16 protein-coding genes, 1 tRNA gene and 1 pseudogene are annotated in these 16,975 nt (G+C 66.7%); 11 read left to right on the top strand and 7 right to left on the bottom strand.

The window, feature by feature from the left end; translation table 11 throughout:
- Nucleotide 1: 1 nt before the first annotated feature.
- Nucleotides 2-754 carry a LysR family transcriptional regulator substrate-binding protein gene (locus tag ASPU41_RS05880; protein ID WP_069950138.1) on the bottom strand — a complete coding sequence of 251 codons (753 nt, stop codon included), beginning with the start codon at nucleotides 752-754 and terminating at the stop codon, nucleotides 2-4.
- An 89-nt stretch (nucleotides 755-843) separates the two neighbouring features.
- Here ASPU41_RS05880 and ASPU41_RS05875 point away from each other — a divergent pair, with 89 nt between their 5' ends.
- Entirely contained in the window at nucleotides 844-1,248 is a 405-nt protein-coding gene (locus ASPU41_RS05875; protein WP_069950137.1) for a DUF5997 family protein, read from the top strand.
- A 108-nt stretch (nucleotides 1,249-1,356) separates the two neighbouring features.
- Nucleotides 1,357-1,545: pseudogene (locus ASPU41_RS21940) on the top strand (NADPH-dependent FMN reductase); the annotation flags it as partial.
- 90 nt (nucleotides 1,546-1,635) lie between these two features.
- Here the strand turns inward: ASPU41_RS21940 and ASPU41_RS05870 are convergent.
- Nucleotides 1,636-2,007 (bottom strand): VOC family protein, encoded by a 372-nt coding sequence (locus ASPU41_RS05870; RefSeq protein ID WP_231941181.1) that lies wholly within the window; start codon nucleotides 2,005-2,007, stop codon nucleotides 1,636-1,638.
- A gap of 157 nt (nucleotides 2,008-2,164) precedes the next feature.
- Here ASPU41_RS05870 and ASPU41_RS05865 point away from each other — a divergent pair, with 157 nt between their 5' ends.
- Together ASPU41_RS05865 and ASPU41_RS05860 are read left to right on the top strand one after the other, a co-directional pair.
- Nucleotides 2,165-2,794, top strand: coding sequence for a hypothetical protein (locus ASPU41_RS05865; protein WP_083266377.1), 630 nt, complete (start codon nucleotides 2,165-2,167; stop codon nucleotides 2,792-2,794).
- 66 nt (nucleotides 2,795-2,860) lie between these two features.
- A complete protein-coding gene (locus ASPU41_RS05860) occupies nucleotides 2,861-3,499 on the top strand; it encodes an NADPH-dependent F420 reductase (protein ID WP_069950135.1) in 639 nt (212 codons plus the stop codon).
- Between the two features lie 19 nt (nucleotides 3,500-3,518).
- Here the strand turns inward: ASPU41_RS05860 and ASPU41_RS05855 are convergent, their stop codons facing one another.
- From ASPU41_RS05855 to ASPU41_RS05840, 4 genes are all read right to left on the bottom strand, one after another.
- Entirely contained in the window at nucleotides 3,519-4,001 is a 483-nt protein-coding gene (locus ASPU41_RS05855) for a pyridoxamine 5'-phosphate oxidase family protein (protein ID WP_069950134.1), read from the bottom strand.
- A gap of 124 nt (nucleotides 4,002-4,125) precedes the next feature.
- Nucleotides 4,126-5,646, bottom strand: coding sequence for an APC family permease (locus ASPU41_RS05850; RefSeq protein WP_069950133.1), 1,521 nt, complete (start codon nucleotides 5,644-5,646; stop codon nucleotides 4,126-4,128).
- A complete protein-coding gene (locus ASPU41_RS05845; RefSeq protein ID WP_069950132.1) occupies nucleotides 5,643-6,557 on the bottom strand; it encodes a universal stress protein in 915 nt (304 codons plus the stop codon). Before ASPU41_RS05845 ends, ASPU41_RS05850 begins: the two co-directional genes overlap by 4 nt.
- A gap of 49 nt (nucleotides 6,558-6,606) precedes the next feature.
- Nucleotides 6,607-8,019, bottom strand: a complete 1,413-nt coding sequence (locus tag ASPU41_RS05840) for a flavin monoamine oxidase family protein (protein WP_069950131.1) — start codon at nucleotides 8,017-8,019, stop codon at nucleotides 6,607-6,609.
- A gap of 168 nt (nucleotides 8,020-8,187) precedes the next feature.
- Here ASPU41_RS05840 and ASPU41_RS05835 point away from each other — a divergent pair, with 168 nt between their 5' ends.
- A complete protein-coding gene (locus tag ASPU41_RS05835) occupies nucleotides 8,188-8,874 on the top strand; it encodes a TetR/AcrR family transcriptional regulator (RefSeq protein ID WP_157356946.1) in 687 nt (228 codons plus the stop codon).
- A gap of 85 nt (nucleotides 8,875-8,959) precedes the next feature.
- Here ASPU41_RS05835 and ASPU41_RS05830 read toward each other — a convergent pair.
- Nucleotides 8,960-9,042 (bottom strand) — tRNA-Leu (locus tag ASPU41_RS05830).
- 329 nt (nucleotides 9,043-9,371) lie between these two features.
- Here ASPU41_RS05830 and ASPU41_RS05825 point away from each other — a divergent pair.
- From ASPU41_RS05825 to ASPU41_RS05800, 6 genes are read left to right on the top strand one after another with little or no spacing between them, the layout of a single operon-like run.
- Nucleotides 9,372-10,118: an FhaA domain-containing protein gene (locus tag ASPU41_RS05825; protein WP_069950129.1), complete on the top strand. Its 747-nt coding sequence runs from the start codon at nucleotides 9,372-9,374 to the stop codon at nucleotides 10,116-10,118.
- Nucleotides 10,115-10,594, top strand: coding sequence for an FHA domain-containing protein FhaB/FipA (locus tag ASPU41_RS05820; protein ID WP_069950128.1), 480 nt, complete (start codon nucleotides 10,115-10,117; stop codon nucleotides 10,592-10,594). Before ASPU41_RS05825 ends, ASPU41_RS05820 begins: the two co-directional genes overlap by 4 nt.
- Nucleotides 10,595-10,596: 2 nt before the next feature.
- Nucleotides 10,597-12,243: a PP2C family protein-serine/threonine phosphatase gene (locus tag ASPU41_RS05815; protein ID WP_069950127.1), complete on the top strand. Its 1,647-nt coding sequence runs from the start codon at nucleotides 10,597-10,599 to the stop codon at nucleotides 12,241-12,243.
- On the top strand, nucleotides 12,240-13,691 hold the full coding sequence (locus ASPU41_RS05810; RefSeq protein WP_069950126.1) for an FtsW/RodA/SpoVE family cell cycle protein: 1,452 nt from the start codon (nucleotides 12,240-12,242) through the stop codon (nucleotides 13,689-13,691). The genes ASPU41_RS05815 and ASPU41_RS05810 overlap by 4 nt, the downstream gene beginning before the upstream one ends.
- Complete coding sequence (locus ASPU41_RS05805; protein WP_069950125.1) at nucleotides 13,688-15,145, top strand: peptidoglycan D,D-transpeptidase FtsI family protein; 1,458 nt, start codon at nucleotides 13,688-13,690, stop codon at nucleotides 15,143-15,145. The genes ASPU41_RS05810 and ASPU41_RS05805 overlap by 4 nt, the downstream gene beginning before the upstream one ends.
- Complete coding sequence (locus ASPU41_RS05800; protein ID WP_069950124.1) at nucleotides 15,142-16,971, top strand: protein kinase domain-containing protein; 1,830 nt, start codon at nucleotides 15,142-15,144, stop codon at nucleotides 16,969-16,971. The genes ASPU41_RS05805 and ASPU41_RS05800 overlap by 4 nt, the downstream gene beginning before the upstream one ends.
- Nucleotides 16,972-16,975 lie beyond the last annotated feature (4 nt).

Raw genomic sequence — 16,975 nt, 5'->3', positions numbered from 1 at the left:
CTTAGCGCTTGCCCTTTTTCCGGGATCCCTTGCCGCGGCCCTTGTCCGGGTTCGGCGCGTAGCGCTGCGCCACCTTGGGCTTCTTGACTGCCGGTCCCCGCCGGTCCGGCTTCGGTTCCTTCTTGGGCTTTTCCTGCTGGGCGGAGGGCTGGCGGGAGCTCGCGGCGGTACGGCCGCGGACAATCCCGATGAACTCCTCAATCACCTCGTCCGTGCTGTCGCTGGGCCACGCCAGGGCGATCTCGGTGGTGGGCGCCCCGGTTAGCCTGCGGGCCACGGTGTCTTTGACGTTGAAGTGGCGGGCCACGGACATCGGCAGGATCACCAGACCGGCTCCGGTAGCCACGACCTGCAGGGCCGCTTCCGGTCCGCCGAGTTCGGCCACGTCGAGGAACGTCTCCCGGGCGAGGTCGGCCAGGGCGACCTCCTCAAACAGGGAGATCTCGTGCCCCTTGGGTGCCACCACCACGGGCTGTTCCTCGTACAGCGGGATGACGTTCAGGCCCTCGCGCTCCACCGGCAGCCGGACGAAGCTCAGTTCAGCGGAGCCGTCGCGCAGAACTGTGAGCTGAGCGCCGTCGTCGGACATAAAGGAGTGCAGCGGAACATCCGGCATGCGCTCTTCCCAGCGCCGGGTCCACTTGCCCGGGGTCACGCCGGCGACGTAGGCGAACCGCAACTCCCGCGCTGCTGCTTCGGCCGGGGTACCGGCGGTTTCGTCGGGGGTCTGGGATGTTTCTTCTGCTGCGGACACATGTTCACAGTACCGCCCGGGCTGGCGTAGGCTTCCGCCCGGCTGGCTCTTTGGTGCTGATTTGGTGCCCCGCCGGATACCCTTGAAGCATGACCTCTGCAAACTCCCAGTCCATGAAGCCGGCCACCGTTGCCAAGAAGCTTGGCATCTACCTGCCCGCAACACCCCAGGAGTTCCAGGATTCGGAAATCAGCCGCGCCGATTTCGCCGAGCTCCAGGCCAACCCGCCGGAGTGGCTGGCGGAACTTCGCCGCAACGGCCCGCACCCCCGCCCGGTGGTCGCGCAGAAGCTGAACGTCTCCATCAGCGGCCTCGCCCGCGGCGGCGTTGAAGAAGCGCTGACGACGGCGGAAATCACCGCCTTGCTGCAGGCTCCCCCGGCATGGCTGGTCGCCGAACGCTCCACCCACGCTGCCGTCCGCACCGAGGCCCAGCGGGTCAAGGACGAGGCCGCGAAGAAGGACGCCAAGAAGGCACGCCCCGCGGCCGAGTAGCCGCCGCTGCTCCGGTCGGGATCGCTGCGCGCGGGCAGGAGTCCGGCTAATCCCTCCGCCGGGCGGTTCCCAACGGGAACGTGCCGGTCCACGGTCGCGGAATGACCGGATTTCGACGCCGTCCACCCTCCCGAGGGACAGGCCCTGAAGGATGCGGTCGCGGCCCCGGACGGCATCCTGTTCGTCTCGCCGGAGTACAACCGCTCCATCCCCGGAGCCCTGAAGAACGCCATTGACTGGGGGTCCCGGCCCTGGGGCGCCAACTCCTTCGCGCGCAACCCGACCGGTATCATCGGCGACGAGCATCCTGACGAGAAGAAACTGAGCCGTTAGGCCCACACCCACTGGGGCTGCACCCTCCGGCTGCCGGCTCGGCTCAGGTCCGCCTCAGTCTTGGTGGAGCTGGACGAAGTTCCCGCACCCGTCGTCGAACACTGCCGTCGTGCCGCCCGGACCGTCGGAGGGTTCGCCCTGAAAGATCACGCCCTTGGCCGTGAGCCGCTTGAACTCCGCCCGGACATCGGTGACGCCCAGGACAATCGCGGGCATCCCGGCGTCGTGGAGTCCGTTCATGTAAGCGCCACCGATCGGGTTGTCGCTGGGCTCCAGCAGGAGCCCGACGGTTCCGCCACCGGTTCCGGCCGGGTCCTTCACGATGAACAGGTTGTGCTCCGGTATGACCAGGAGGCTATCGAAGCCCAGGATTCCGGTGTAGAAGTCGTGGGCGGCGGCGGGGTCCCTGACGTGGATACTGCACATTTTCAGTCGCATGGGGCCTAGGCTACGCCGGGACGGCCCGGGTGTGAACCGGACCTACGCGCCCGGCCGCAGGACCATTGACGGCCCGCCTTCGATGGATTCCAATGGAATCAGCGGAACCGTGCCCGCCCCGGGCAGGATCCCTGGAGGTGTTGGAATGCCGTCTCTGTTCGAACCCACCCCCTTTGCGCTCTGGCAACTAGTTGCCCTGGCCGCCGTTGTCGTCTGCGCGGCGGGAGCCTCGGTCTATGCGCTCCGGAAGCATCTGGCCGCCGACGACGGCCTGCCGGATGCGGTGTTCTGGGACGGTTTCGCCGGGCTCGCCATCGTTGCGCCCGCCGTGATCGTCCCCGCCCTGGTGGCGCCATGGGCCGGCCTGCTGCTCGGGTGTGTCGCTGCGGGCGCGGCCGCCGCCTCCTATGTCTGGACGCCCCGAGTCTTCAGCTGGCAGGCGGACCGGCGTTTCGTCCGGGAAACAGCTGCCAGCAACGAAGTGGCGGCGGCCCGGCACCGCAGCGCCCTGGCCCGGTGGCAGCGCTACGAACTGGACCCCGCGCACGGCATCGACTATCCCGCCATGAGTGACCCGCGGCAGCCGGAGACGGCAGCCCTGATCCGGGCGATGAGGGCCGCGGAACAGCTCCGCGGCGGCACGGATGCCGGCTACGCGCCGGCGGTGGACCGGCTGGAACGGGCCCTCGCCGACGCCGAACGGGCCGCCGGCGTCGGTGGCAAGGCCCCGGTCCGCGCCGCCGGATTCCCGGCCGCGGATCCTGCCCTCGGCTGACGCGCGCTGCAGCCCACCGCCGGGGGAAGCCCCTGCGTTCCACGGTTGTCCCCGGAAGGAAGCACCATGACTGACATCACCATCATCGGCAGCGGCAACATGGCACGGGCGATCGGAACCCGCGCCGTGGCCGCCGGACGCTCGCTCCAGGTCCTAGACCGGACCCCGGAAAACGCGGCCAAACTCGCAGCCGAGCTGGGCGGTGACACGACCTTCGGAGGACTCGGCGATATCCCGGAGGGTGACATCGTGGTGCTGGCCCTCGACTTCGGCCCTGCCAAGGAGGTGGCGACGCACTACGGCGACACCCTGAGCGGCAAGACCGTCGTGGAGATCAGCAACCCGGCCAACGCGGAAACCTTCGATTCGCTGACCGTCGAACCGGGGTCCTCCGCCGCCGAGGAAATCGCTGCCCTGCTGCCGGGGGCCGCCGTCGTCAAGGCGTTCAACACCACGTTCGCCGGCCCGCTGACGGCCGGAGCGGCGGGCGGGATGCCGCTCGATGTCTTCATCGCCTCCGACTCAGAGGAGGCCAGCAACCAGGTCGCCTCATTCGCGGCAGCAGCCGGTCTCCGGCCCCTGCGGGTCGGCGGGCTCCGGCATGCCCGGGAACTGGAGGGATTCCAGCTCCTCGTAATGGCCCTGCAGGCCAACCCCGCCTACAAGGCGTTCAACTGGGGGACCGGGCTGAAGATCCTCGACTGACCGGTGGAGGCCGGCGGGCCTAGAGTTCCACCGTGCCGCTTTCGCCGACGCTCATGCGGCTGTGCATGACCTTGGACTTGACCCACTGCAGCACCGTCGCAGCGGTTCCGCCGGGGCTGGTCCAGTACTCGGCGGAGTCGGAGTCGACATGCAGCAGCACCACCTCCGGGGTGTCCGGACCGTCCGGGAACCAGGCTTCGACCATCTGGTTCCACAGCTCGTGGATCTTCTGCCGGTCCGTGACAACTTCTGCCGTTCCGGCCACCGACACCCATTCCGTGCCCTTGCCGAAGGAGACGTTCACGCCCGGGTGCGCACGGACATGGGCAACCTGGGAGGTGGTGGCGGAGGTGAAGAACCACATGTCGCCGTCGTCCTTCACGTCCTGGACGGCCAGCGGGCGGCTCACCAGCGCGCCTTCTTCGTTGACGGTGGTGAACATCCCGATCCGCGAATCGTTGATGATGCCCGTAACTTTGCTGATGTTTTCTGCGTCCGACATGCTGTCACCTCGTTCTGGTTCCGAACGGGGGAAAGTCCCCCTCCCGCCAGCCTATTGGTAAGTGTGCTTACTTTCCAATGGCGGCCGGGAGAGGGACCTCCCCACCTGTAGCTTCCGGCGTGTACTAGCTCTTCGGCAGGACCTGGCCCTTGAAGAACTCGGGGCGGATCCTCGCCATGACGAGCATGAGCACGGCGCCCAGCAGGATCACGCCCATGCCCAGGATGAACACGAGGCCAATGCCGCCGACCGATGACCCGGAACCGTACGCCGGGTCCATGGAGTCATAGGCGGTCTTGACGAACATCACCAGCAGGATCACGCCGCCCAGCAGCGGGGCGAGGAATTTGAAGAAGAACGCCCGCGCCCCGCTGAAGGCCTCGGCCCGGAAGAACCAGACGCAGGCCAGGGCGGTGATGCCGTAGTAGAAGCAGATCATCATGCCGAGCGCGGTGATGGTGTCCCACAAGGCGTTCTCGGACGTGGTCCGGGTGATCACGTAGAACCCCGCGGCGGCGACGGCCGCCGCGATCGTGGCGTAGCTCGGGGACTTGAAGGTGGGGCTGATCTTGCCGAACTTCGACGGAAGCGCCTTGTAGTGGCCCATCGCCAGCAGGGTCCGGGCCGGCGAGACGAATGTCGACTGCAGGGAGGCGGCCGAGCTGCTCAGGATGGACAGGGACATCAGGATGGCGAAGGGGCCCATGACCGGTCCGGCGAGGACGGCAAAGATGCTGCCCTGGTTTTCCGGGTTTCCCGCTCCCAGGCCTTCCTGGCCGATGCCGGCGAACGCCAGCGTGGCCAGTGCGACCGTCATGTAGATGATCACGATGACGAGCACGGTGACGGTGGCGGCGCGGCCCGGGGTCTTTTCCGGGTTGCGGGTTTCCTCGTTCATGGTCAGGGTAACGTCCCAGCCCCAGTAGATGAAGATCGAGAGGGAGACGCCGGCGGCGAAGGCCGAGAAGGACTCGACGGCGAACGGGTTGAACCACTCGGGCGTGATCGCGGTGGCATCAAAAGCCGAGCCGTTGGCGACGTGGCTGAAGGCGGCGACAGCGAACCAGCCGAGCACGAAGAGCTGGAACGCGACCAGCACGTACTGGACGCCCTTGGTGGTTTCCATGCCGCGGTAGGAGATCCAGCAGGCCAGGGCGATAAACACCAGCGTGGTGGCGATGTTCAGCGGCAGGTTCAGGGTCAGGTCTGCCAGTTCGGGGTTGCCGAAAAGCTGGGCGAGCATGAGGTAGAAGAAGTCCACCGCCACGGCTGCCAGGTTGGAGAGCACAATGATCGTCGCGGCAATCAGCCCCCAGCCTCCCATCCAGCCGATCCACGGGCCGAAGGCGCGCGACGCCCAGGTGAAGGAGGTTCCGGCGTCGGGCATGGCGTTGTTCAGTTCCCGGTAGCCGAAGGCAACGAGCAGCATCGGGATGAAGCCCACCAGGAAAATCGCCGGCAGCTGGACCCCGACTTCGGCGACGGTGGGGCCCAGGGCCGCGGTCAGGGTGTAGGCCGGGGCAATACAGGACACCCCGATGACGACGGCGCCGAGCAGGCCGACCGATCCGGCTTTGAGGCCTTTGGCGCTCAGTCCTGCGTGAGTGTCGTGCGAGGTCTTGGCCGTCGCCTGTTCGGTGCTCATTGGTGTGCCTCTCGGGAGGTGTCATTCGGGGTTGACTGGTTCTGGTGCTTGAGTTCGTAGCCGCTGGGCACCACGAGCATGGGCACCGGCAACGCGCGGAGGATCCGGTTGGCGGTGCTGCCCAGGAAGATGGAGCGGGCCTGGGCCAGCCGGCTCGAGCCGATCACCAGCACCTCACCGTCTTCCCAGTCGAGGCCGTCCACGGCCTCTTCGATGCTCCGGCCCTGCGCGACGACGACCTCCGTCTTCGCCGCCGGCTGGACGCCGTCCGGATCGACCGGCGCACCCGCCGCGACTGTCTGCTCCGCGCACTCCCGGGCGGCTTCAGCAGCCGCGGCCGAATCGCCGCCGTCGAGGGCCAGCAGTGACACCACCCGCAACGGGACCTTCCGGTTCGCCGCCATGCCCAGGGCGGAGTCGAGCAGCTGCTCCGCTCCCGCCCGGGTGCCGAGGCCGCAACTGATCCGGGTCAGGGCATCCTTGCGGTGGTAGCCGTGGGGTGCCAGAGCCACCGGGACGGTCGATGCGTGGAGCAGCGCGCTGGCTACCGAACCGATGCTGAACCGCTTGAACAGCCCCGAGCTGGTGGCCCCGATGACGAGAATGTCGGCCCCGAGCTCCTCAGCCGCCTCGATCAGCGCCTGGGCGTCGGAGTCACCGGTGCGGATGTGCCCCTGCGCCGGGACGTCGGCCGGGACGAGGGCGAGGGCCTCGTCGAGCCACTGGCGCGCCTGCTCGTTCAGGAGGTTCTCGAACCCGGCCTGGGGGGCATGGGCGGCCCCGAACTGCTGGACTTCGGGCACCACCTGCACAAGGTCCAGGCTGGCCCCGCGGCCGCGGGCCAGCGCTACGGCCAGATTAACCGCATCGCGGCCTCTGGCATTGGCTGAATATCCCACTACGTAACGCATCTGGCAGTTCCTCTCTGAACTGTTGGACGGGCTGGGTTGAAGCACTGGATTAGTTGGCGGCGACGGGGGCGCGGTCGGCCGCTGCGACGATCCGGGCCGCCGTGTGGAGTCCCATCCGAATGGCGCCGTCAACGTGCTGGTAGCCCTCGGCGGCGAGGTCAGAGGAGGACCAGTAGATCGGGCCGACCGGCGCGTGCTGGTCCTTGCCGTAACGGTGGAGTCCGCCGAGGTCGTAGCTGGAGGCATAGGCTCCGCGGGTCCACTCCTCAGAGCCCCAATCCGACTCGTAGTAGACCTCCGGGTCGAGGGCCTTGTCCCCCAGGAATCCGGCGATCGATTCGAGGATGGCGCGGCGGCGTTCCTCGGCGCTGAGCTCGAACACGGCATCGGCCTTCTCATCCGAGACGAAGCCGACCAGGGTGCCGCGGGGGTCTTCGTGGTTGGTGTTGTCGTAGACCTCCTGGACCAGGGCGCCGGCGCCGAAACAGGTTCCGGAGAGGCCGTCCTCGCGCCAGAAAGGGGTGCTGTAGACGGCGTGCACCTTGATGACCAGACCCAGGGACTGGTGCTGGTGCATCTGGTGCTGGCGGCGCGGCAGTGGCGGGTTGAACGACACCCTCGAGTAGAGGTTCGGCGGCACCGCCATGATCACGAAGCGCGCCGTCACGGTGGCGCGTTCCGAGATAGCGGTCACCCGCTGTCCTGCCGTGTTTTCTTCGGTTTCTCCTGCGGAGGATGGCGCCCAGTTGATGGTTCGCACCGGGCTGTCCAGCACGACGTCGTCACCCAGTTCCGCGGCGAGCAGCACGGAGACCTGCTGCATTCCGCCGACGACCCGTTTGTCCAGGATGAAGTCCTCGTCGGTGAGGTGGGTGAAGGATCCGGCGGAGGCAGCCATCAGCACTGCCTGCAGGGCGGAGAATGCATGGGCCGGTTTGGTCAGCATGCCGCCGGCAATGAAGAGGCCAATGTTGTTGCAGGCCTCCTCGTCCGAGGAATTTGCCCGCAGCCAGTGGTGGAAGGAAATGGTGTCCAGCTCCCGGGCCTTCGGGTGGGCCCACGGCTCGGTGGGGCCGATCTCGGCGGCGAGCGAGTCCAGCAGGGCGGTGAGCTTGTCCATTTCCGCGGCGGTGGTTTCGCTGACCGGGAAGGTATCGCCCGTATATAGGGTCCGCTGGCCGTGGGAGCCGATGTAGACGGACTCGCCTTCGCGGTAACGGGAGTAGGTCTTCAGGCCAAGCTCGTCGAGGAGCGCCAGCAGTTCGGTCTGGTCCGGGGAGACCCACTGGCCGCCGATTTCCAGCATGGCGCCGTCAATTACGTCCGTCCAGGTGCGGCCGCCGACACGGTCGCGTGCCTCCAGGACGGCAACGCTCAGGCCCGCCTTCTTCAGTTCCCGGGCTGCAGTCAGCCCGGCGGGGCCTGCTCCGACGATGACGACGTCGCGGTCAAGTTCCAGCATGATGTCCTCTCTGTGGCCCGAAAGTGAGGCGGACCACTAAATGAATGCCATTCATTTCGACTCGACTATAGACCCTTTGGATGCGGCAGGGAAGACCTTCCGTCCAGGAATTTGCGCCGGGAAAAACGGGGCAGAATGGGAGCACCCCCGACAGCAGGAAGGCCAGAAATGTCGGCATCAACCAGCGCCCCAGCAGATCCACACCCGGACGCGACACCGCGCCGCCGGGTGGGCAGGCCTGCTGCCGCCGTCCTCGACCAGGACGGCATTACGGCGGCCGCGCTGCAGCTGATCGGAAAGAGCGGCTATGACGGGTTCACCATGGCGGCCCTGGCGCGGACGCTGAATGTGGCGCCGTCGGCCCTGTACAACCATGTCTCGTCCAAACGGGACGTACTGGTCCTGGTCCAGGACCACCTCACGTCCTTCGTTGAGGTGTCTGCCTTCGACGCCGAACCGTGGGACCAGGCCGTGCGCAGTTGGGCCTGGAGCTACCGCGACGTATTCTCCAAACACACGCCGCTGATCCCGGTGATCGCCGTGCTCCCGGTGACCGACGCGCCGAAGACGCTGGCCATGTATGAGGCCGTCAGCGCCGGATTCAGCCGCGCGGGTTTCCCGCAGCAACGGATAGTTTCGGCGATCGTGGCCCTGGAGTCCTTCATTTTCGGCTCCGCGTACGACGTCACGGCCCCCGCGGACATCTTTGACTCCGGAAGCATGGCCGAGTCCACGCCAAACTTCACCGCCGCAGTCAAGCAGCAGGACCTGGAAGGCTATGATAAGCCGGCCGACGTCGCCTTTAACCTGGGGCTTGAGGCGATGATCGCGCGCTTCGGGGCGCTTCGGGCGTAGGCTTGCCGGCTCCCCCGGGCTGGCGGCGCGGGCCGTCTTAAGAAAAAAGAACCCCGGTCCTTAGACCGGGGTTCTTTACATTGCGTGCGCGAGGGGGGATTTGAACCCCCACGCCCTTTCGGACACTGGCACCTGAAGCCAGCGCGTCTGCCGTTCCGCCACTCGCGCGCAACTTCTTCCACTCAATTGTGGCTCGGAATCCGGGCCGCCAACCTCGTAAAAGCAGCGAGATCAAGCATAACGGACAACTGCGGCAAAACACCAATCGGCCACCCGGAGCGACGGAACACCAGCCCGGACGGGACAGTGCCAGCGCACGTCAGGGCCGGTCAGACGCAGTTTCCCGGCATGGTGTGCCGACGCGCATTAAGGCCATTCCCAGACTGGCCCAGTAGTATCTGATGTAGGAGTGCCCGTCAGCGGCGGGGACCCGCAGATTTGGAAACCGAGTTCCGGAACGAACGCTGTCCTGCAGCCGTCACGAAAGGAGAAGGACCATGGGATTGCTGGACAAAGTCGAGCGCGGCATCGAAAAGGCCGTCCGCGGAGTCTTCTCCACCGGTTCTCGCGCCCGGGTTGAGCCGGTCGAGATCGCCAGCCACCTCCGCCGCGAGGTGGATAACAAGGCGATCACCATCGCCGCAGGACGCACCCTTGCCCCCAACGTCTTTGACGTCCTCCTCAGTGATGACGACTTCCAGCGGGCCCAGGAGTGGGGCACCCCGCTCGCCGAAGAACTGTGCGACGTCGTCATCAACCACGTGCGGAGCCAGGGCTACACGCTCCAGGGTCCCGTCCGGATCAGCTTCCGCCGTGACGGGGAACGCCGCGCCGGGGACTTCGAAATCAAATCCCGGACCGAAAAGGTCTCGTCCCCCTCCGCACCCGCGCCGGCGGCACATGCCGGGATGCCTCCCGCGCCGACGCGCCAGCCCTCCCGGATGCAGCCCGTCCTGGATATCGATGGGCAGCGCTACTCCCTGAACGCACCATCGATCGTCCTCGGACGCTCATCCGATGCGGACATCCCGATTGATGACACCGGCGTATCCCGCCGCCACCTGGAAATCCGCACGGGCCCGGGCACCGCCCAGGCCGTGGATCTGGGCTCCACAAACGGCAGTTACGTCAACGGCCACAAGGTCGCGGGATCCACGGAACTCACCGACGGCTCCACCATCACTATGGGACGGACCAAAATCATCTTCCGCCTTTTGCCCGCCAACCCAGGGGGCCGCCAGTGAGCGAACTGACCATCACCGCCCTGCGTTTCGGTTTCCTCCTGCTCCTGTGGGTGCTGATCTTCAGCATCGTGGCCGCCATGCGCCGCGACCTCATGATCGGCAGCAAGGCGGCAGCGGGCGCCCCGACCGCGCGGCAGGTGCGCAAGAACCCGGCGCTGGCCGAGCCGCCCGCCCCGGTCAAGCAGCAGCCCCGACAGCTGGTCGTGACCGAAGGTCCACTCAAGGGCACAACCATCCCGCTGGCGGCGAGCCCCATCCTGCTCGGCCGCGCGCAGGAGGCCACCCTGGTGCTGGAGGACGACTACGCCTCGGGCCGCCATGCCCGCCTGTTCCCGCAGGGCAGCCGCTGGTTCATCGAGGATCTGGGCTCGACCAACGGCACCTATCTGGCCGATCAGCAGCTCACCAGGGCACTGCCCGTTGAGCTCGGTGTCCCCGTGAGAATCGGCAAGACGGTCATCGAATTGAGGCCGTAGCCGTGGCTGCCCCGGATCGTCCCGCAGACAGGGCCGAAGGCAAAACACCTGCCCCGCTGCGGCCGCTCATCATGCGCTATGCCGCGCGTTCTGACGTCGGCCGTGTGCGCGCCAAGAACGACGACTCCGCGTACGTTGGCCGCCACCTCGCCGTCGTCGCCGACGGTATGGGCGGCCACGCCGGCGGCGATGTCGCCTCGGCCGCCACCGTGCTGGACATGATCCATCTGGACAAGGACGACTACGAGGGCGACGCCGGCACCGTCCTGGCCGACGAGATCCAGACCGCCAATTCGCTGCTCTCCGAACTTGTCCACATGAACCCCAAGCTGGCCGGCATGGGCACCACGGTCACGGCCCTCCTGCTGGCCGAGGGCAAGCTGCACTTCGCCCACATTGGCGACTCCCGCGCCTACCGGCTCCGGAACGGCAAATTCGAACAGGTCAGCGTGGACCACACGTTCGTGCAGCGCCTGATCGATGAAGGCCGGCTCCGCCCCGAAGAGGCGGAAACCCATCCGCACAAGAACGTCCTCATGCGGGTCCTCGGTGACGTCGATGCCAGCCCTGAACTGGACCTGGCGACCCTTGAGGTCGAGCCGGGTGAGCGCTGGCTGCTTTGTTCCGACGGTCTGAATTATGTTGCCGGCCACGTGGTGGAGCGCACCGTCCGGGAAAACCCGGACCTGCGCGAATGCGCGGAACTGCTGGTCGACCTCACCCTCGAGGCGGGGGCTCCGGACAACGTCACGGTTGTGATGCTGGAAATTGCCGAACAGACGACCGACGACGTCCGGACCGCCGCGGTCGAAATTGTGCCGGCCGCCTCCACGTCCACCGTGAGCGCCGTTGTCTCAGAAAGCGCCGCCCGGCTGGCCGGAAGCACCTTCGGTGCAGCAAAAACTCCCGAAGAACAGCCGGACCCCGACGACGCCGGTGCAGCGGTTGACCAGCCGGCCGACGGGGCCGCCGACAAGGGGGAGCCTGTAACCTCCACCGATCCGCACCTTGGCGAGCATCTTTCCGCCGAGGTGCTCCGTGAGGACCTGGCCAGCCGCCCCCACGAACTCGTCGGCGCAGCCGCCTCCGCCGCGGAAACGGGTTCCATCCCCACCATTGCGGGGCGCACCCTGGCCCGCCGGGCCGCTACCGTGCTGACCCATAAAGCTGAACAGGCGAGGGAAGAAGCCGACGACGATCGGGCTGCCCGCCCGCCGCGCCGCTGGGTGACCGTCGCCATCGCCGCGGCCATCATCGCACTCCTGACGCTGGGTCTGTGGCTCGGCTACGCCTGGACCCAGACGCGGTACTACATCGGCGAGCAGGACCAGCACGTCGCCATCTTTAACGGGGTCTCACAGCGTCTGGGACCCATCCAGCTTTCCACCCTCGAAACGGTGACCGATATCCGGATGTCCGATCTCCCCGAATTTTCCCAGCAGCGGGTGCGCCAGACCGTTCCGGCCCGGGACCTCTATGACGCCCAGCGGATCGTCAAAAACCTTGAGCGCACCGGCACCACAGCCCCCGCGGACGAATGCATCACCGCGTCCCCGACCCCGGCAACCCCCGGCGCCCCGGCCAGTCCGGGTGCAACCGCAATCCCCGGTTCCCCGATGCCGACGCCCACCTGCGAGGTCGGCCAGTGACACCCATCGATCCCACGCCCAGACCGCGACGGAACGTTGAACTGGCCCTGCTGGTGCTGGCTCTTGCCGTCGGCATTGGTGCGAACGCCCTGGTCGGCGTGGACCAGCAGAAGGCTTTCGATGCAGACTTCTGGTTCCAGTCGAGCCTGCTGGCCGCCGCCGCCCTCGCATTCCACGTTGTGCTTCGCATCCGGGCGAAATATGCCGACCCGGTAATGCTTCCGCTCGTGGTGGCCCTGAACGGTCTGGGACTCGCCATGATCCACCGGCTGGACCGTGTGGGGGAAGACACCGGTAACAACCAGCTGCGCTGGACCCTGGTGGCCATGGCTGTTTCGATTGCCGTGATCTGGTTCCTCAAGGACCACCGGATCCTCCGCCGTTTCACCTACATCTCCCTGGCCGTCAGTGCAGTGCTTCTGATCCTGCCACTGGTTCCCGGTATCTCGGCCGGGGAAATTTTGGGCGCTCGGGTCTGGATCAAATTCGGGTCGATGACCTTCCAGCCCGGTGAAATCGCCAAGATCACACTCGCTATATTCTTTGCCGGGTATCTTTCGTCCAACCGCGATCTCATCCTCCTGGCCGGCCGGAAAATCGGGCCCCTCCAATTCCCGCGGTTCAAGGACATGGGTCCGATGCTCGCCGCCTGGCTCGTGAGCATCGGCGTGCTGATCTTCCAGCGCGACCTGGGATCCTCAATCCTGTTCTTCGGCCTCTTCCTTGTGATGATCTACGTCGCCACCAGCCGCATCAGCTGGGTGATTATCGGCGTCGTCCTCATCGCCGCCGGCGGGTTCGTCGCCTCCCGGGTCTTCTCCCACGTGGGCCTGCGGATTGACGGCTGGATTAACGCCTTCACCGACGAGGTCTACGGACGGGCCTTCGGCGGCAGCCTGCAGATCGTCGAAGGACTGTTTGGCATGGCCAACGGTGGCCTCGTGGGAACCGGCCTCGGCCAGGGACGCCCCAATCTGGTTCCCTTCGCCAACAGCGACATGATCATCGCCTCCTTCGGTGAGGAACTGGGGCTGATTGGTCTCTTCGCGATCGTCCTGATGTACCTTCTGCTCTTCACCCGCGGCTTCCGTGCGGCGCTCGGCACGCGGGATGCGTTTGGGAAACTGCTGGCCACCGGGCTCTCCTTCGCGATTGCACTGCAGTGCTTTGTCGTCATCGGCGGCGTCACCAGGCTTATTCCGCTCACCGGCCTCACCACCCCGTTCCTGGCCGCGGGCGGCTCCTCGCTGCTGGCCAACTGGATCATCGTCGGACTCCTGCTGATGATCTCGCACACGGCCCGCGGCCCGGTGGACACAACACCGCTGGCCCCGGGTGGAGAACCCGACCCACAGAAAGTAACTCCTGCCATGCCTTCGAAGCCGGCCGCCGTGCCCGGCACTGGACGGAACAGTCCGGACGCCCCGACCGAGTCGGTGACGCTGTGAACCAAGCCATCCGCAATGCCTGGATCGCCGCGATCGCGATGTTTGTGCTGATCTTCGGGGCCCTCAGCTACGTGCAGGTGGTCGGCGCGGACGAGCTGGAGGCCAATGCCTGGAACAAGCGCACCCTCTTGCAGAATTACTGCAACGACCGCGGCGCGATCATCGTCGGCGGGACCCCGGTGGCAGAGTCCGTAGCGGCCGCAGAAAGCTGCAAGTTCCAGCGCACCTACACCCAGCCGGAGCCCTACGCCGGGATCACCGGCTATTTCTCCAGGAGCTACGGTGTCACCGGGCTGGAGAAGGCGATGAACCAGGAGCTCGCGGGCAGCTCGGACCAGCAGTTCCTGGACCGTGTCGGCCAGCTTTTCCTGGGCAACCAGCCCAAGGGCGCCTCCGTGGAACTCACGCTGGATCCGAGGATCCAGAAGCTTGCCTACGACCTGATTCCGGCCGGCCGGCGCGGATCGATCGTGGTGACCAATCCGAAAACCGGTGCGATCATTGCCATGGTGTCCAAGCCCTCCTATGACCCCAATCTGATCGCCACCCAGGACCCGGTGGCAGAGGCCGCCAATTTCGCCGCCCTGAACAAGGTCCCCGGGATCAACCTGAACCAGAACGTCAGCGGTCCCACGGGCGCGTTGCTGGCACCGGGCTCGGTCTTCAAGCTCATCGACACGGCCGCTGCCCTCAGCTCGGGAAAGTACAACAAGGACAGCACCCTGCCCAACCCGGCAGAGATGTCCTTCCCCGGCATCCAGTACAAGCTGCCCAACTACGCCGGCGGCAACTGCTACACCCGCGACACGGCAAGTTTTGCCTTCGCCTTGCAGCAGTCCTGTAACACGCCCTTCGCCAGTATCGCTTTGGACCTGGGGCAGGAGGCCATTGCGGCCCAGGCGGAGAAGTTCGGTTTCGGCGAGGATTTCGGCGACCAGCTGAAACTGGACTCGGCCCCGAGTTTCTTCCCGACAGAGCCGCTGGATGACGCCAGCCTGGCCCAGTCGTCGATTGGCCAGCGGGACGTCCGGGCGACCCCCCTGCAGATCAACCAGATGACGGCCGCAATCGCCAACGGCGGAGTGCAGATGCAGCCGAACCTGATCAAGGCCGTACGGTCCCCGGACTTGCGGCCGATCAGCGAGCCGAAGCCCCAGGTGCTGCAGACCTCCACCACGCCCGACATTGCCCGGCAGATCAACGAGTGGATGGTCAGCGTGGTCAGTGAGGGCATCGGCCGCGGCGCGGCCGTGCCCGGCGTCAGGGTTGCCGGCAAGACCGGCACCGCGGAACTCGGCGACGGCCTGAACAACTCATGGTTTACCGGGTTTGCCCCGGCGAATGACCCGCAGGTGGCTGTCACAATCGTCATGGAAGGCGTAGACATCACCACCGGCGCACAGCTAACCAGTCCGAACGCGAAGAAGATTTTTGAGGCGGTGTTGAATAAGTGAGGCCTTCATCAGGAACCACCCTCGGCGGCAGGTTCCAGCTGACCACACGTATTGCGATCGGTGGCATGGGGGAAGTCTGGAAAGCCAAAGACCTCATCCTTGGCCGGATCGTGGCCATCAAGGTGCTCAAGGAGGAGTACACGGGTGATCCCGGTTTCCTCCAGCGGTTCCGCGCCGAGGCCCGCCACACCGCGCTCCTGAACCACGTGGGAATCGCCAACGTCTTTGACTACGGCGAGGAGGACGGTTCCGCCTACCTCGTGATGGAACTGGTTCCGGGCCAGCCGTTGAGCAGCATCATCGAACACGAACAGGTGCTCTCCCCGGACCGCACCCTTTCCATGATCGCCCAGACGGCGCGTGCCCTCTCGGTGGCCCATGCCCAAGGCCTGGTCCACCGCGACATCAAGCCGGGCAACCTGCTGATCACCCCGGACGGCCGCGTTAAGGTGACGGACTTCGGCATTGCCCGCCTTGCGGACCAGGTCCCGCTCACCCAGACCGGCCAGGTGATGGGAACCGCCCAGTACCTGGCTCCGGAGCAGGCCACCGGCCAGTTGGCTACCGGCGCTTCGGATATCTATGCCCTGGGTGTGATCGGCTACGAGTGCCTCACCGGACACCGCCCGTTCTCCGGCGAGTCCCAGATCGCCATCGCGCTGGCCCAGGTCAACGACGCCCCGCCACCGCTGCCGGAAACCCTGCCGAAGCCGGTCCGGGCCCTGCTGATGTCCATGCTGGCCAAGGACCCCAAGAACCGCCCGGCCGACGCGCTTAAACTCTCCGAGGCCGCCGAAGCCATCCGCAACGGCGACATCGCCGCAGCGCACGCCGCAGTTCCGGGCATGCTCCTCTTCGAGGCAGCCACCGGACCCATCACGGCTCCGGTGGACATCCACACTGCCCCGACCGGTGTCATCAGCGCGGCGAACCGTACGACGTCGGCCACCTCGGCACTGCCGGTGGTCGGCGCCGGGGCAGGCGCTGCGGCAGGGCTGGCAGCCGGAGCCGCTGCCGCCAGCGCGTACGGCGCCCGCAACACCCTCTCGCGCGCCGACGCCCTCGCGGCGGAACGCAACTGGGTCCAGGAGGACGACGACTACGACGACGAGCCGGCCAACCAGCCAGAACGCCGCGGCCGCAGCCCCTGGACGTGGCCGCTGATTGCCTTGATCCTGCTGGTCCTGTTCTCCCTGGTCGGGGTCATGCTGACCCAGGCCGGAATCCTGTTCCCGCAGTCACCCGCGAGCAGCAGCGCCGTCACCAGCGCGGCGCCGAGCAGCACAAGCGCCTCGCCGACCGCCACGAGCGCCAGCCCCACCAGCAGCTCCCCGACACCCACCCAGTCAACACCGGCTGCGATAAATCTGATCCCGGACGCCTACAAGGGCCGGGCGTTCGACGTCGTCCGCACGGAGCTGAACAGCATGGGCCTTAAAGTCAGCGGAGATCCCGTTTTTGATCCCTCCGCGGCGGGCACGGTCCTCGACATCAACCCCTCGGGCCCGGTTGAACGGGGCGAGACCATCACCGTGACGTACTCCAAGGGGCCGGAGCCCACTAAGGCCCCGGAGTCCGTCTCGGTCCCGACGCTGCAGTCCGGTGCAAGCGAAGCTGCCGTCCAGCAGGCCATCGTGAATGCTGGCCTGCGCTGGGCGAAGGGGGCCGATGTCAATCCGACCAGCAAAAACGAGGAACCGGGCACCTTTGTCAGCTCCGAGCCCGCTTCCGGCAGCAAGGTGGCCGCGGGTTCCCTCGTGACCTACCATCTTGCCAAGGCCCCGGCCGCGACCGCGGAATCAACGCCGACCCCGACGGGAACGTAGGCCA

The sequence above is a fragment of the Arthrobacter sp. U41 genome, from assembly GCF_001750145.1.
In the GTDB taxonomy this organism is placed as follows: domain Bacteria; phylum Actinomycetota; class Actinomycetes; order Actinomycetales; family Micrococcaceae; genus Arthrobacter.
Note: the sequence above shows the minus strand (reverse complement) of the source record. Positions and strands in the feature narration are given on the sequence as shown.